This window comes from Pseudomonas sp. FP453 (assembly GCF_030687495.1).
GTDB lineage: Bacteria > Pseudomonadota > Gammaproteobacteria > Pseudomonadales > Pseudomonadaceae > Aquipseudomonas.
Map to the genome: position 1 here is coordinate 555119 of NZ_CP117435.1, position 15255 is coordinate 570373.

Genomic DNA, 15255 nt, shown 5'->3' on the forward strand with positions numbered 1-15255 from the left:
AGCATCCCATGGCAGATGAAATAACAAGCTCCCCGCAGTTCCTGCTCTTTGAAAGCGAGAGTGAGGCAGAGTGCGCCGCAGAGGTCGCGGCGGCGAAACCTCCAAGGGGGGAGTTCAGCGATTTCATTGTTTATGTGGATGAAAGTGGCGATCACGGGATGCAGTCACTGGACGCCAACTACCCGATGTTTGTTCTGGCGTTCTGTGTTTTCCATAAGCGGCATTACTGTGAAAAGGTCATCCCGGCTCTTCAGAAGTTCAAATTCAACCATATGGGGCATGACTTGGTTGGCCTGCATGAGCTGGAGATTCGAAAGGAAAAAGGCGCGTTTTCGAACATGTTTGTCTCTCGCCAGCACAAGCATGCTTTCCTTGAAGAGCTGACAAGCATTATTGAGTCGAGCAACTTTGTGTTGATCAGTTGCGTGATTGATAAAGCGACTCTTCGCGAACAGCAAGGCCCGACTCATAACCCTTACCATCTGGCGTTGGGTTTCTGTCTTGAAACCCTTTATGAGTTTCTCCAAGAGAAAAACCATCACGGCGCGCTGACGCATGTGATTTTCGAGCGTCGAGGTCGTAAAGAGGATAACGAACTTGAACTGGAGTTTCGTCGGATGTGTGACGGAGCCAATCGTCTAGGTATTCGCTTGCCGTTTGACATTGTATTCGCGACCAAACAGGTCAACTCGACGGGCTTGCAGCTTGCGGATCTTGTTGCGCGGTCCGTCGGCATGAGCGTTCTGCGGCCGGGTCAGGAAAATCGAGCGTTTGACGTACTCACGCGCAAGTTCTATTGCAGTGGAGGGCGGAGCAAGGTCGGAGAGGGTTTTGAAAATTGGGGGCTGAAGATTTTCCCCGCGTCAGAAAGCGAAAAGCCCCGGTGAAACTCACCGAGGCTATAGCGCCGACCGGGATCCCCCAGTCCATTTGCGCCAGATTCTAAGCTTGCGATTTTGGGGTGTCAACGCGTGGAGTCCGCGTTGTCGGTCAAGGGTATGAAAGGGCGCAAGCCTTTTCCGATCTGATGGAAGGTGACCTTAGAACGTGTATTCGGCGCCGGCACCGGCGTACCACGAGCGGCCGGGGGCGGCTTCGTAGTAGCGGTTGTTGCTGTCGCCGACGATCACCGAGCCGACGTACTGGCGGTCCAGCAGGTTGTCCAGGCGCAGGGTCTGGTGGAAGGTCCAGTGTTCGACCTTCTGTTCAAAGCGTGCGCGCCAGTTGAAGACGCTGTAGGCCGGCGCGGCGCGCTGGCTGTTGGTGTCTTCGACGTAGACCTTGCTGCGGTACATGCCTTCGATCGCGGTGCTGACCCAGTCGCGGGGCTTCCAGTTGAGTTCGGCGAACAGGGTGGTTTGTGGGACGCCGGGGAGGTAGTTGCCCTTTTCGATAGCCTTTCCGCTGTTGCTGAAGTCACTGTCGTAGGTGGCTTGCAGGCGGGTGTAGGCGAGGTTGGTGCTCCAGTGTTCGCTGAGTTGGCTTTCGATGCCGAGTTCGAAGCCGCGGCGCAGGGTGCGGCCGGCGTTTTGGTAGCTGGTGCGACCCTGGAGCGATTGGCTGACCACCAGCTCATCTTCTGTGGTGATCTGGAATACCGCCGCGTTGATCCGTGTGTTGTTCAGCTGCGCCTTCAGGCCCATTTCATATTGAGTGCTTTCAGACGGTTTAAGGCCGAAGTTGAAGCCTTCGACATTCCCCGGCGCGTAGGCCAATTCAGCCTGGGTAGGCGTTTCAAAGCCTTTGCCTGCGCTGACGTAGCCGTGCAACTGCGGCGTGAAAGCGTACATCACGCTCATCGACGGGGTGTTTTTCTGATAGGTCTTGTTGCCGCTGGCGTCACCGTTACTCAGGTACTGATCGTCAACGTCCAGCTCCATGGTGCTATGGCGCACGCCGGCTTGCAGGGTCCAGTTGCCCAAGGCCCAGTTGGCTTGAATATAGGGATCAAGGCTACGCGCGGTGTCGATTTCATCACGACGTAGCTGGCCTTTTACACCGAGGGTCGTGCCGCTGTAGTTCTGATAGCCATGCCGGCTGTCTTCGCTTTGATCGAAGTCCAGGCCGGTGATGATCATCAGCTCGCCCGGTGCACTCTCGATGGGCTGCATCCAGCGCACGCTGCCGCCGTAGAACTTGCGGTCGAATTGCACGACGCCACCGCCGCGCTCGTTGGCTGGTGTGCCTTTGGGGATCGACAGGTACTGAATCACACTCCGCCGCCCCGTATACGCATTCACCTGCAAGGTCGCATCGCCGATGTACCGCTCGTAATTCATCCCCAATTGCTGATGATCAATGCTTTTACGCGTGTTGTACGTCAGCGCCCCGGCCGCCACCGAACGCGGATCTGCCTTGTACGCCTCCCACGTCTGCCCCAACGGATCCTGCGTCCCGTTCTGCTCCAGGCTGCTGTAGATCAGCGCCAGCTTGCTGTCGTCATCCGGCTGGAAGTTGAGCTTGGCAAACGTCTGGTCGCGCCGTGCGCTGCTGTGGTCGCGGTAGCCGTCGGTGTCCATGCGCGAGGCGTCGAGCACGAAACCCGCGCCGTCGGCGGCGCCTTCGGCGGTCAGGTGGTTCTTGCTCATGCCGTCGCTGCCCACCAGGGTCTCGGCGCCGATGCGCGGCGGGCCTTCGCCGTCGCGGGAGAACATCTGGATCACGCCGCCGGCATTGCTGCCGTACAGGGTGGCCGCCGGGCCGCGCAGCACTTCGATGCGCTCGGCGGTGTCGAGGTTGAACGTGGCCGCCTGGCCCTGGCCGTCCGGGGTGCTGGCGGGGATGCCGTCGGCGATCAGCTTGAGGCCGCGCACGCCAAACGCCGAGCGGGCGCCGAAGCCACGGGACGAGATTTGCAGGTCCTGGGCATAGTTCTGGCGGTTCTGCACCACCAGGCCGGGGACGCGGGACAGCACTTCGGAAGCATTGATACCGAGCTGGCCATCGCTGATCTGCTCGCGGCTGATGGCGTCCACCGAGTACGGCAGGTCAAACGTCGGGCTGGCGCTACGCGAGCCGGTGACGACGCTGGGATCGAGCACCAGCGGCGAATCGTCGCCCATTGCCGCGCTGCAAAAACCGAGCATGCCGGCCATAAAGGTGAAGTGAACGGGACCCACAATTTTCATCAGATAACCAGGTAAGGTGCGGCAAACGCGGGATTCTAGCGATTCTGTCACTGTTTAACGAATCCTCCGGCTGCGACTTTAGAACCGCCCGACCTGACTTTAGACCCATTCCCGCTGCTTGCACCCATCACCTTGCCGCTTGCCGCTAACAGCTCCCCACTGCTTTTAAGCTATAATCCCGCCCTTTAGCTGTTTCTCGCCCAGGCGGGAAGCACACTTTTTCGCGGCGTAACCCGCCTGCATGCAGACTAAAAGAGGCTAGACCCCTGTGGCATTGACGATTCTTGGCCTGTCCGGCGCCCTTAGCCATGATCCTTCCGCAGCCTTGTATATCGACGGCAAGCTGATCGCGGCCGCCGAAGAAGAGCGCTTCGTACGCGACAAACATGCAAAGAACCGCATGCCCTACGAATCGGCGAAGTTCTGCCTGGAACAAGCCGGCATCAAACCTTCCGACGTTGACGTAGTGGCGATCCCGTTCGCCCCGATCAGCCTGTTCGGCGAGGCGCGCTGGCACTACGCCAAGCGTTACTGGTACGCCCCGGACCGCGCCCTTGACGCGATCCTGATGGGCAACCGGCGCTACAAGCGCTATCGCAACAAGATCGTCTGGTGCCTGGAGCAACTGGGCTTCGATCCGAAGAAAATCAAGATCGAACCGGTCGAACACCACCTGGCCCACGCTTCCAGCGCCTACCACTGCTCCGGCTTCCAGGAGAAAACCGCGATCCTCGGCATCGACGGTAAAGGTGAGTACGCCACCACGTTCTTCGGCTACGGCGAGAACGGCAAGATCCACAAGATCAAGGAATTCTACGATCCAGACTCCCTCGGCGGCCTGTACGGCGCAATCACCGAGTTCCTCGGTTTCGAGATGCTCGACGGTGAGTTCAAGGTCATGGGCATGGCGCCGTACGGCGACGCCAGCAAATACGATTTCTCGCGCCTGGCCTCTTTTGAGAACGGCGAGTTGGTGATCAACACCGACTACGCCAACGTCATCGGCCTGCGTCGCTACAAAGAGAAGGGCAAAGGCTTCTACTTCTCGCCAAAACTGATCGAGTGGCTGGGTCCCAAGCGCGAAGGCGACATCGCCGACGAGCCGTACATCCACTACGCCGCCAGCATGCAAGCGCTGTTCGAGAAGCTGGCCTTGCAGATGATCGACCACTACCTGGGCGACATCCTCAAGGACACCGGCAAGCTGGCCTTCGCCGGCGGTTGCGCGCTGAACGTGAAGCTGAACCAGAAGATCATTGCCCGCGACGACGTGAAAGAGCTGTTTGTGCAGCCGGCGTCCGGCGATGCCGGTACTGCGGTGGGTGCAGCGGCCTACGTGTCCCACGCCCGTGGTGTACCGGTGGAGAAGATGGAACACGTCTACCTCGGCCCGTCCTACAGCAACGAAGAAGTGATTGCCGCGTGTGCCAAGCACGAGAGCAAGCCGGTCTGGCGCAAGATCGAGAACATGCCTAAGCGCATCGCCAAGATCATGGTCGACGGCAACCCGGTGGCCTGGTTCCAGGGCCGCATGGAGTTTGGCCCGCGTGCCTTGGGCGGTCGTTCGATCATCGGTTGCCCTAGTGCCACCGGCGTGGCTGACCGTATCAACCACCAGATCAAGTTCCGCGAGCGCTGGAGGCCTTTCTGCCCGTCGATGCTCGACACCGTGGCCCCGCAGATGATCAAGGTCGATCACCCGGCGCCGTTCATGACCTTCACCTTTGAAGTGTCGGAAGAGTGGAAGACCCGCGTGCCGGAAGTGGTCCATGAAGATGGCACCTCCCGCGCCCAGGTGCTCAAGCGCGAATACAACCCGCGCTACTACGACATGATGAAAGAGCTGGAAGTGCTGACCGGCAACGGCGTGTCCCTGAACACCTCGCTCAACCGTCGTGGCGAAGCGATGATCTGCTCGCCGAAAGACGCGCTGGACATGTTCTTTGGCTCCGACCTGCAATACCTGATCATGGAAGACATCCTGGTGGTCAAGGACGGCGTGGACCCTTATGACACGCTCGGCTGATCGCCACGTCCTGCAGTTCTGCCACGGCTATGACGGGCCGTTCCTCGATTGTGCCCGTCAGTACGCCAGCCTGTTCACAGGCAAGGGCTACAAGGTGACCACGGTGTTTCTCACCGGGGTCGCCGACCCTGAGGTCGCGGCCGGTTGCGCCTCCGATGAAGTGTTGTTCATGGAGTTCAGCTCCAAGGCCATTCGTGGCCTCAAGCTGGGCGCCATCGCCGAGATGCGCAAGATTGCCGCCTCGCGCAATTTCAGCTTCTGCATCGCGCACCGCGCCAAGCCGATCTACGTCGCCTTGCTCGCCACGCGCTTGCAGGTGATTGGCGTGCACCACGCCTTTGGTGATTACCAGCGCCGTGGCCGCCGCCTGTTTGCGTCGATTTTCCGCAAGCGCTTGAGCTTGCTGGGTGTGTCCGACGCCGTGCGTGACGACATCCGCCGCTGCCTGCCGAGCTGGCCGGCGGCGCGTATCCAGACCTTGTACAACCGCATCGATGTAGAGGCCATGCAGGCCCTGCAAGTCTCGAAGGATGACGCGAGGGACGCCCTCGGGCTGTCGCCGGATGAATGGGTGGTCGGCAACGTCGGCCGCCTGCACCCGGACAAGGACCAGGCCACGCTGCTCAAGGGCTTCGCCCTGGCCTTGCCACAGTTGCCCGGCGAAAGCCGCCTGGCGATTCTCGGTACTGGCCGCCTGGAGCAGGACCTCAAGGAACTGGCCCGCGAGCTGGGGATCGCTGACAAGGTGCTGTTCCTCGGCCAGGTGCCGGATGCGCGCCGCTATTTTCGTGCGTTTGACGTGTTTGCCCTGAGCTCCGACCACGAACCCTTCGGCATGGTGCTGCTGGAAGCCATGGCCGCCGGCGTGCCGTTGCTGGCCACCGCCTGCGGGGGGGCCAAGGAAGTGGTCGAAGGCGTGGGCATCCTGTTCCCGTTCGGCGATGCCGAGCACCTGGCCCAAGGCCTGGGGCACCTGGCCGCGATGGATCAGCAGCAGCAACGCCAGTGCGCCGAGATGATGTTGGAGCGCCTGCACGCACGGTTCTCGGACCAGGCGGTGCGCGACGCTTTCTGGCAACTGCCACACGTTATTGAACTGACCGCGAGGGCTTGATGCTCAATCGATTCCAAGGCTGGCGCGAGCGTGGCTGGTCCGTCGTCGATGCACCTGCCTACAGCGAGGCCTGGCAGCGTTTTGGCGGCAGCGTCGCGACGCACCCGCACGTGATCGAACGCCTGGCCGGGCTGGCGCAGATTCCGGTGCGTTACCTGGCGTGGGAACAGGCCGGTGAACTCAAGGCGTGCATTGCCACCTGGGGGCGCGACCTGGCCTTGTCCAAGGACGTGCTCAAGCGCAGCGGCAAGAAGGGCCTGTTCGACCTGGGCAATGCCGAGATCATCCTGCCGGCCGCCGCCGATGCGCAGGCGCCGCTGCGCCAGCGTGCGCGTTACCTGTCGACGCTCAATGAAGGCCGTTTCAGCGGCCTCAAGCCCCAGGCCGAACAGTTGGCCATGGCGCGTACCCCGGAAGAGCTGTCGAAGAAGTTTCGCTACAACCAGCGCCGCGAACTGCGTTTGCTGGAAGAGGCGGGCGGCGTGGTGCGGCCGGTCAGCGAGTTTTCCAGCGCCGAGCTGGCGTCCATCTACTGCGACCTGTTCCTGCGCCGCTGGGGCTTTAAAGCCACGGGCGCCGAGCGTCTGGCCGAGGTGATCGAGTTGCTGCGCGAGTGGCTGATCGGCTCGGTGATCTTTCTCAACGATGCGCCCATCGCCATCCAGTTGGTGTACCGGGTCGAGTCGCCGGAGTGGATCAGCGTGGAGTACGTCAACGGCGGGGTCGATCCTGAAACCCGCGCCTTCAGCCCTGGCAGCGTGCTGAGTTTTCTCAATACCCAAAGCGCCTGGGAACAGGCCCGTGAAGTCGGCAAGCCGCTGCGGTTTTCCTTCGGTCGTGCCGACCGCGAGTACAAGGACCGTTGGTGCAACCCTGTGCAGGTATTGTGCGTATGACTCGCAAGCAGCAGTTGCTCAAGCGCCATCGGCGTAACAAGCGCACGGCGCTGATGGTCGGCGTGTTGCTGCTGGTGCTGGTGGGCATCCTGGTGGCCTGGTGGTTGCCGTTGCTGCTGGCGGTGCTGGCCTGGGTCGCCCACGAAGCCTGGTTTGCCGATCATCTGTTTTATGCGCCCAACGAAGATTATCAATACCGTTTCTCGGCGGATGCAGAGCTGGCGGGTGTGCGCCTGGAGGACGGGCGCTTGGTGCTGGATCAGCCCGTGGAGGCAGACACCACGCTGGTGCTGGCGATCAAGGTCAAAAGCACCTGGCTGGGACGCTTTCTTGACCCAAGCATTGAGCTGGGTGACGACCGGCAAACCTTCGAACGTGGCGTCAACGGTGTGCGCTACCTGAACCTCAGCGGCTTGCCGTTGAGCGAGTTGCACCTGCGCGGTCGCCATTGCCGCCTGCTCGGCACGCCGCGCCTGTGGACCTGGACCCACCCGGACTTTCGCCAGCAGCGCGTGATGGTCATTGCGCCCCACGCCGACGATGCCGAGCTGGCCGCTTTTGGGCTCTACAGTCAGGCCGAGAAACCCTGGATCGTTACCCTCACGGCGGGCGAAATCGAAGCCGAACACTATCAGCAGATGGGCCTGGACGCGGTGGAAGCCGCGCGTATCAAAGGCCGCCTGCGGGCCTGGGACAGCATTGCCGTGCCGCTGTGGGCCGGTGTGCCCCAGGCGCATTGCGTACAGCTGGGCTATTTCTGCCTGCAATTGCAGGCGATGCAGGCCGCGCCGGACTTGCCGTTTGCCTCCCGTGAAGCCGAGCTGACGGACGTGCGCCCGTTTCGCCAATTCAACCCCTTCCCGCTGCCAGCGGACAGCGACGGCCTGCCAACCTGGAACAACCTGTTGGCCGACCTGCGCCAGGTGCTGCTGATGGCGCGCCCGGAAGTCATCGTGCTGCCGTACTCGGCGCTGGACCCGCACCCTGACCACATCTGTGCGCAGAGTGCCGTCATGGAAGCCCTGCAAGGCTTGGAGTGGCAGCCGACCACCATCCTCGGCTACGCCAACCACCTGCATGACAACGACCGCTGGCCCATGGGCGATGCCGGCAACGGCATCGCCTTGCCGCCATTGTTCGATGCAACCCAGGCGCTGCACCCGTGCAGCCTGCCACTGACATTGGCCCGGCAGCGTGACAAGGCCATGGCGCTGGGCATGATGCATGACCTGCAACCGGCAGCGCCCTTCAAGCGACGCGTGCGGCGCCTGTTGCAACGTTTATTGGCCGGGCGCGCGCGCTCGCCTTATGGGGAGAACGAGTTCTTCCGCAAGGCCGTGCGGCGGCATGAGTTGTTCTGGCGTTTGTGACCTGTGAAAGGAAGAGCATGAAAGTTTTATTTCTGGTGCAGAAAGAACAGCGCGCCATCCTTGATCGTCTCTACGAAGGTATTGCCGAGCACTGCGACTGCGACACCCGCTGGTTGAGCAGCGCCGAGCAGCGCAACCTGCGCGGTTACTTCCGCCGTGAAGTGGATGTGACCCAGTACGACCGCATCGTGTTCTTCCTGCGCTTCAAGCAGGAGATCCGCCAGGCCGGGTTTATCCGCACGATCCCCAACCTGGTGATCCTCGAACACGATGCCTACCAGAACTACATTCCGTGCAAATACACCGGCAAGTTCAGCGCGCATTACCGCCGCTTGCCGTGGGCGCGGGTGATCAGCTCGGGCTTTGTGGTGTCCCAGCGTTTGCGTGAGGAAGGTTTTGACGCGGTGTTCGTGCCCAAGGGCTACGACCAGGCGCTGTTGCAGCCGCAGGAGCGTGAGCGCGACATCGAGCTGGCCTTTGTCGGCAGCACCAACAGCGTGGCCTACAGTGGGCGCAAGGCGTTGCTCGATGAGCTGGCACGGGTCGAGCCCTTGGTGGTGACGCGCACCAAGTCCGGTGAGGAATACTGCGCGACCCTCAATCGGATTCGCTTTTTTGTCAGTGCCGATGTGGGCATGGGCGAGTACATGATCAAGAACTTCGAGGCCATGGCCTGTGGCTGCGTGCTGCTGGCGTTTGACCAGGGCGAGGCTGAAAACCAGGCCCTGGGTTTCGAAGACAAGGTCAACGTGGTGTTCTATAAAGACATCCCGCAGTTGCAGGAAAAGCTCGCCGAGTTGCGCGCCAACCCGCAGTTGGCGGCGCAGATTGCGCGTAACGGCCAGGACCTGGCTGTCAGCCAGTTCAGCTTTGCGCGGATCGGCCAACGCATTGTCGAAGCGCTGGAGCCGCCGTTGCGGCCGCGCGCACCCTTGAGTCTGCTGGAAAAGTTGCGCCTGAAACTGGGCGTGTAACATCCGTCGGGTCGTTGAATGCGGCCATTTATTGTTGGTGCCCACGTGCGATTTTCCGAACAGAGCGACATCACCCTTGTTGTGACCAGCTGCGGTCGCTTTGACCTGTTGAAGCGCACGCTTGAGAGCTTCGACGCCTTCAATACGGCGGATATCCGCGAGGTCTTCATCACTGAGGATTCCGGTGATGATGCGGTGCGCCAGGCCGTTCCCGCCCATTGGCAGGATCATTGCACTTTCTTCGTCAATCGCCCGAAGCTGGGGCAGTTGGCATCCATCGACCTGGCCTACACTTCGGTGAAGACGCCCTATATTTTCCACTGTGAAGATGACTGGGAGTTCTACCGCCCGGGGTTTGTCGAGGACTCCAAGACGGTGCTGGAGCTACGCCCGGATATTCTCCAGGTGTGGCTGCGCAACTTTGTCTATGACTTGCAGGTGCACAGCCCCTACATCCGTCTGGGGCCGCGTGAGCTGATCGGTGCGGTGCCGTGTTACCCGCTGATTTCCGACAAGCCGGAATGGCAGGCGTTTTCCCTGAACCCCGGTTTGCGACGTATCAAGGAATACCGCTTGTGCGCGCCGTATGCAGGGTTCGAAGGGGAGAAGGGCTTGTCGCGACGGTATGCCGAACTGAACCTGATGGCCGTGACCCTTGAGGGCGACGCGGTGCTGCACACGGGCTTCGGGCTGCATGTCTCGACATCCGCCGAGCGCTTGAACAAGGCCCGACGCAAGCGACGCGAGCGGATCAAGTTGGTCGCGGTGCTGCTGCTGGGCATCGCTACCGGCTGGTTGCTCGGTTGAAACACGAACACGCCTCCAGAACGTCCGCACAAGGTCCGTATTTTTCAATGAGCATCCTCAACATCATGTGGGCTGGTGGTACTGCATTCGCTTCCGTGCAGAAGGTTCATCAGCAAGTGCTGGGCAGTGTCGATTGCGGCGCTACCGTCCATACCTGGCTGCTCCAGGGTGGTGCACAAGCCGGCGACGGGGCGCTGGAGTGGAACCTCTCGTCTGCCCAGCTCAAGGGGCGGCACTTCTGGAAGCTGCTGGTGCCGCGCATGCAGGCGCGTTTCCGCCGGGCGCTGCCTGAGGACGTGAAGGTTGTGCTGCTCGATGGCATCGGCGTGGCACGGGTGCTGTTGCCCGTGCTCAAGAACCTGCCCGAGGTGCGTGCCGTGGTGCTGTTCCATGGCATGACGCGTACACGCAGCTCGGATCGCAGGCTGTTCGCACAGTTCGCCGAATCCCGGCTGACGGTAGCGGCGGTGTCGCAGACCCTGGCCGACTCGCTCCAGCGTGACTTGCAGCGGCCGGTGGCGGTGCTGCGCAGCGCCTTCGACCCCGGCGCCTTTCGCGCGGCAATGCTTGCGCGTGAGCAGGCGCGTGCCCAGCTGGGTCTGGCGCTGGACAACGCGCCGGTGTTGGGCGCCGTTGGCCGGTTGGTGGGCAGCAAGGGGTTCTCGTGTCTGCTGGAGGCGTTTGCCGGGGTGCTCACGCAGCGTGCCGATGCGCGCCTGGTAATCGTTGGCGAAGGCTCGGCGCGGGCGGATCTGGAAGCGCAGATCGAACGTCTTGGCTTGCGTGACAAGGTCTTCATGCCCGGGCACCTGGCCGAAGCGGCCACCCTGTACCGCGCGTTTGACTGGGTGGCAATACCCTCGTCGGCGGAGGGCTTGGGGCTGATTGTGCAAGAAGCGGTGATGGCTGGCGTGCCGGTATTGACCAGTGAGCTGGCGGTGTTTCGCGAGCAATTGGCGGACGCGGGCTGGTATGCGCCGTCTGACGATGTAGACGCCTGGACGCACCTGCTGGAGCAGGCGTTTGCGGCGGGCCCTGAGGCGGCGGCGCAGGCTCAGCTACAGGCCCTTGCGCCGGAGCAGGCCTGGCAGGACTTTACAGCCACTGCCCGGCGCTTGCTGTCACCCCGCTAGCAAGGCGTGTTCAAGCGCTTGCATCGGAAAGCGCTCGTTCAGCTTCTCGCGTGCAATATAGCGGGCGAAGTGTTGCAGGTTGCGCCTGACCAGCGCCGGGCTCAGCGGCGCACGCAGGAAGCGCAGGTCGGCCACGTCGATCAGGCCCATCTGGTTGTCCGGCGTCACGACGATGTTGCCCAGGTGCAGGGAGCGGAAGTAGATCCCGGCCGTGTGCAGCCGACGAATCAGCGCCACCAGTGGTTCCAGGTTCTGCTCCCAGTCGAAGCCTTCCTTGTTGGCGATCTGGCGCAAGGTCTCGCCCGGCAGGGGCCGGTACAACACAGCCGTCATGCCCGGCGCATCGAGTTGGAAACTGTCGAGCACGGTAAGGGTGGGGATGCCGCGTTTTTGCAGCCCGAGCGCGTTGTCGATGAAACGCTTGGAGTACGGGCGAAACAATGCGGAAGAAAAAAACCGTTTGCGGCGAAACAGTTTAAGGATGTTCCCGTCCGCCAGAAGGTAGACTTTGGGGCCGTAGCTGTCCTTCTCCAGGATTTTGGCGCCGGCAATCATCGTATTTAAAGTGGCTTGGGGAAGCCTTGAGCATTGCATCGTCGAAAAGCCTTGTGGGAGTCGCGGGCACAGTGATCGGTAATGATGCCGAAAGTTTTGGGTTTTAACCATGCCGGGTTGGCAGGTTGACCGTATTAGGAGCGGGTGATGCAAGCAAGTCGTTGGGCGCGGGGATGGATGAGTTTGGGGTTGCTGTGGTTTTTACTGGCGATCACCTTCGCGCCGACCAATAAGATTTATCAACAAGGGCTGACGCTGTTCCTGTGGCTGCCTGCCATGGTATTTGCCTGGTCTGCCCGTGAGCAGCTCAAGCAGGTCTGGCGTGCCCAGCGCTGGGTCTGCGTGGCGCTGGGGTTGCTGGCTGTCTGGGGCTTGATCAGCCTGTTCTGGACAAATGCCGAGGATGGCTCCCGTGAAGCCAAGCGCTTGCTCTATATCGGCGTGTTCCTGCTGTTCTTCCCGGTGTTTGTGCAAGGCCGGACCGAGCAGGTGATTCGCCTGATGCAGTGGGGTGGCTTTGGCCTGGCGCTGTCGTCGCTGCTGGCGATGATCAAGTTCTATGGCCTTGACGGCAACGCCTGGTACGCCCGCCTCGAGGGGTTGGGGCAGCTGTCGCACCCGATCCTCGGCGCCTATGTCATTGGCCTGGCCGCCGTGTGGATGTTGCACTGGGTACCGCGTGGCCGCGGGATGCAAGTGGCCTGCCTGGTGGCGGTCGGCTTGCTCGGCCTGTTCGTGGTGGCAAGCCAGAGCCGTGGCGCCGCACTGGCCTTGCTGCTGAGCGTGGTGGCGATGCCGCTGTGGTGCCGCGACCGGCGCAGCAGCCTGATTGCGATCGCGGCGACGGTGGCGGCAATCGTGGTGTTTGTGTCTATGCAGTCGCTGATGCTGTCCCGTGGCGCGTCGTTCCGCCCACAGATTTTCATGGCGGCGATGCAGATGATCAGCGAGCGTCCATGGACCGGCCTGGGCCTGGGCGGTGATTACTTCCTGATGTGGGATAACCACCGTTTTGACCATTCCCACAACCTGTTCACCCACGTGACCATCGAACTGGGCCTGCCGGGCTTGTTGCTGTGGTGCGCGGTGTGGTTCGGCGTGCTGTGGCAAGCCTGGAAGGTGCGTGACACCCATTACGGCAAAGGCATCATCGGCATGTGGGTGTTTTCCACCCTGGCGATGCAATTCGATGCGGCAAGCCTCACGGGTACTCCTCGGGCCGAATGGTTCATCACCTGGCTGCCGGTGGCGCTGGCCAGTGTTTTGGTCTGGGCTCGGGCCAAACCCGATGCTTGTGATAAAGTTGCCGCCCTACCTAATCAGTGAGCTCGACAATGAGTGACGCACCGCCCAAAGCGGAACAGGAATCCAGCCTGAAAATCTATTTCAGGCTGCTGGGCTATGTGAAACCCTACATCGGCATGTTCCTGGTGAGCATCGTCGGTTTCGTGATTTTCGCGTCCACCCAGCCCATGCTGGCCGGGATCCTCAAATACTTTGTTGACGGCCTGAGCAACCCGGACGTGGTGTTTTTCCCCAGCGTGCCGTACCTCAAGGACCTGAAACTGCTGATGGCCGTGCCGCTGCTGATCGTCCTGATCGCCGCGTGGCAGGGCCTCGGCTCGTTCCTGGGCAACTACTACCTGGCCAAGGTGTCCCTGGGCCTGGTCCACGACCTGCGGGTGCAGTTGTTCAATAAACTGCTGGTATTGCCCAACCGCTATTTCGATACCCACAGTTCCGGGCACCTGATCTCGCGCATCACCTTCAACGTGACCATGGTCACCGGCGCCGCCACGGATGCGATCAAAGTCGTGATCCGCGAAGGCCTGACCGTGGTGTTCCTGTTCGGCTACCTCCTGTGGATGAACTGGAAACTGACCCTGGTGATGCTGGCGATCCTGCCGATCATTGCCATGATGGTCGGTAGCACCAGCAAGAAATTCCGCAAGCAGAGCAAGAAAATCCAGGTGGCGATGGGCGATGTGACCCACGTGGCCTCGGAGACGATCCAGGGTTATCGCGTGGTACGCAGCTTCGGCGGGGAAACCTACGAAGAGCAGCGCTTTGCCAAGGCGAGCATGAGCAACACCGAAAAACAGATGCGCATGACCAAGACCGGCGCGGTCTACACGCCCATGCTGCAACTGGTGATCTACACCGCGATGGCGGCGCTGATGTTCCTGGTGCTGTTCCTGCGGGGCGATGCGACAGCCGGCGACCTGGTGGCCTACATCACCGCGGCGGGCCTGCTGCCCAAGCCGATCCGCCAGCTGTCGGAAGTCAGTTCGACGATCCAGAAGGGTGTCGCCGGTGCCGAAAGCATCTTCGAGCAATTGGATGTCGAGCCTGAAGTGGACACCGGCACCGTCGAGAAAGAGCGGGTCAGCGGCCGTCTGGACGTGCGCAACCTGAGCTTTACCTACCCCGGCACCGAACGCGAAGTACTGAAGAACATCAGCTTCACCGCCGCGCCAGGCCAGATGGTCGCGTTGGTCGGGCGTTCGGGCAGTGGCAAGTCCACGCTCGCCGCGCTGATCCCGCGCTTCTATCACCACGAGACCGGCGAGATCCTCCTCGACGACGTGGAAATCGAGGACTACCGCCTGCGCAACCTGCGCCGCCACGTGGCCCAGGTGACCCAGCACGTGACCCTGTTCAACGACACCGTGGCCAACAACATTGCCTACGGCGACCTGGCCAGCGCGCCGCGTGAAGACGTCGAGAAAGCGGCGCGGGATGCCTACGCCATGGACTTCATCGCCGAGCTGCCCAAGGGCCTCGACACCGAAGTCGGTGAAAACGGCGTGCTGCTCTCCGGCGGCCAGCGCCAGCGCCTGGCGATTGCCCGTGCGCTGCTGAAGAACGCCCCGCTGCTGATCCTCGATGAAGCCACGTCGGCGCTGGACACCGAGTCCGAACGGCATATCCAGGCCGCGCTGGACAAGGTCATGAAGGGCCGCACCACCCTGGTGATCGCGCACCGCCTGTCCACGATCGAGAAAGCCGACCTGATTCTGGTCATGGACCACGGCGAAATTGTCGAGCGCGGTACACACCTTGAGCTGCTGGCGATGGGGGGCTACTACTCCCGCCTGCACGCCATGGGATTGGATGAGCCGGCGACGGCCAACATCACCTGACAAGACGGGGCGCGCAATGCGCCCCGTTTTTTGTATCAGGCCCCATACACGCTTGACCAAAGCCAAATAATTCACCGCCTGTCGTTTGTTATGTTGGCCTTCTCGATTC

General features: G+C 61.7%; 12 protein-coding genes. 10 read left to right on the forward strand and 2 right to left on the reverse strand.

What is annotated here, in order from left to right; all coding sequences use genetic code 11:
• Positions 1-8 precede the first annotated feature (8 nt).
• The gene (locus PSH87_RS02405; protein WP_305432354.1) at positions 9-887 is read left to right on the forward strand and encodes a DUF3800 domain-containing protein; all 879 of its coding nucleotides are present in this window, start codon (positions 9-11) and stop codon (positions 885-887) included.
• Positions 888-1040: 153 nt separating this feature from the next.
• Here the strand turns inward: PSH87_RS02405 and PSH87_RS02410 are convergent, their stop codons facing one another.
• Positions 1041-3095, reverse strand: a complete 2055-nt coding sequence (locus tag PSH87_RS02410) for a TonB-dependent receptor (RefSeq protein WP_305434242.1) — start codon at positions 3093-3095, stop codon at positions 1041-1043.
• Positions 3096-3396: 301 nt separating this feature from the next.
• Between PSH87_RS02410 and PSH87_RS02415 the strand changes: the two genes are divergently transcribed.
• From PSH87_RS02415 to PSH87_RS02445, 7 genes are read left to right on the forward strand one after another with little or no spacing between them, the layout of a single operon-like run.
• Positions 3397-5154 carry a carbamoyltransferase gene (locus PSH87_RS02415; protein WP_257781554.1) on the forward strand — a complete coding sequence of 586 codons (1758 nt, stop codon included), beginning with the start codon at positions 3397-3399 and terminating at the stop codon, positions 5152-5154.
• On the forward strand, positions 5138-6268 hold the full coding sequence (locus PSH87_RS02420) for a glycosyltransferase (protein ID WP_305432355.1): 1131 nt from the start codon (positions 5138-5140) through the stop codon (positions 6266-6268). The genes PSH87_RS02415 and PSH87_RS02420 overlap by 17 nt, the downstream gene beginning before the upstream one ends.
• Complete coding sequence (locus tag PSH87_RS02425) at positions 6268-7164, forward strand: antimicrobial resistance protein Mig-14 (protein WP_207041182.1); 897 nt, start codon at positions 6268-6270, stop codon at positions 7162-7164. The genes PSH87_RS02420 and PSH87_RS02425 overlap by 1 nt, the downstream gene beginning before the upstream one ends.
• Positions 7161-8534 carry a PIG-L deacetylase family protein gene (locus tag PSH87_RS02430; protein WP_305432357.1) on the forward strand — a complete coding sequence of 458 codons (1374 nt, stop codon included), beginning with the start codon at positions 7161-7163 and terminating at the stop codon, positions 8532-8534. Before PSH87_RS02425 ends, PSH87_RS02430 begins: the two co-directional genes overlap by 4 nt.
• A 17-nt stretch (positions 8535-8551) precedes the next feature.
• The gene (locus PSH87_RS02435; RefSeq protein WP_017734915.1) at positions 8552-9508 is read left to right on the forward strand and encodes a glycosyltransferase; all 957 of its coding nucleotides are present in this window, start codon (positions 8552-8554) and stop codon (positions 9506-9508) included.
• 45 nt (positions 9509-9553) lie between these two features.
• Positions 9554-10315 (forward strand): glycosyltransferase family 2 protein, encoded by a 762-nt coding sequence (locus tag PSH87_RS02440; RefSeq protein ID WP_026136547.1) that lies wholly within the window; start codon positions 9554-9556, stop codon positions 10313-10315.
• Positions 10316-10362: 47 nt separating this feature from the next.
• Positions 10363-11448, forward strand: coding sequence for a glycosyltransferase (locus PSH87_RS02445; protein WP_305432360.1), 1086 nt, complete (start codon positions 10363-10365; stop codon positions 11446-11448).
• Here PSH87_RS02445 and PSH87_RS02450 read toward each other — a convergent pair.
• Complete coding sequence (locus PSH87_RS02450; protein ID WP_017734918.1) at positions 11437-12003, reverse strand: hypothetical protein; 567 nt, start codon at positions 12001-12003, stop codon at positions 11437-11439. The two genes, PSH87_RS02445 and PSH87_RS02450, sit on opposite strands and share 12 nt — an antisense overlap.
• A 147-nt stretch (positions 12004-12150) precedes the next feature.
• Between PSH87_RS02450 and PSH87_RS02455 the strand changes: the two genes are divergently transcribed.
• A complete protein-coding gene (locus tag PSH87_RS02455) occupies positions 12151-13329 on the forward strand; it encodes an O-antigen ligase (RefSeq protein WP_305432362.1) in 1179 nt (392 codons plus the stop codon).
• Positions 13330-13337: 8 nt separating this feature from the next.
• Positions 13338-15146, forward strand: a complete 1809-nt coding sequence (gene msbA / locus PSH87_RS02460) for a lipid A export permease/ATP-binding protein MsbA (RefSeq protein WP_017734920.1) — start codon at positions 13338-13340, stop codon at positions 15144-15146.
• Positions 15147-15255 lie beyond the last annotated feature (109 nt).

Excerpts from the sequence above, each read along its gene's own strand:
- PSH87_RS02405 (WP_305432354.1), top strand. The coding sequence starts at position 9 with ATGGCAGATGAAATAACAAGCTCCCCGCAGTTCCTGCTCTTTGAAAGC.
- PSH87_RS02410 (WP_305434242.1), bottom strand. The coding sequence starts at position 3,095 with ATGGCCGGCATGCTCGGTTTTTGCAGCGCGGCAATGGGCGACGATTCG.
- PSH87_RS02420 (WP_305432355.1), top strand. The coding sequence starts at position 5,138 with ATGACACGCTCGGCTGATCGCCACGTCCTGCAGTTCTGCCACGGCTAT.
- PSH87_RS02425 (WP_207041182.1), top strand. The coding sequence starts at position 6,268 with ATGCTCAATCGATTCCAAGGCTGGCGCGAGCGTGGCTGGTCCGTCGTC.
- PSH87_RS02430 (WP_305432357.1), top strand. The coding sequence starts at position 7,161 with ATGACTCGCAAGCAGCAGTTGCTCAAGCGCCATCGGCGTAACAAGCGC.
- PSH87_RS02435 (WP_017734915.1), top strand. The coding sequence starts at position 8,552 with ATGAAAGTTTTATTTCTGGTGCAGAAAGAACAGCGCGCCATCCTTGAT.
- PSH87_RS02445 (WP_305432360.1), top strand. The coding sequence starts at position 10,363 with ATGAGCATCCTCAACATCATGTGGGCTGGTGGTACTGCATTCGCTTCC.
- PSH87_RS02450 (WP_017734918.1), bottom strand. The coding sequence starts at position 12,003 with ATGATTGCCGGCGCCAAAATCCTGGAGAAGGACAGCTACGGCCCCAAA.
- PSH87_RS02455 (WP_305432362.1), top strand. The coding sequence starts at position 12,151 with ATGCAAGCAAGTCGTTGGGCGCGGGGATGGATGAGTTTGGGGTTGCTG.
- msbA (WP_017734920.1), top strand. The coding sequence starts at position 13,338 with ATGAGTGACGCACCGCCCAAAGCGGAACAGGAATCCAGCCTGAAAATC.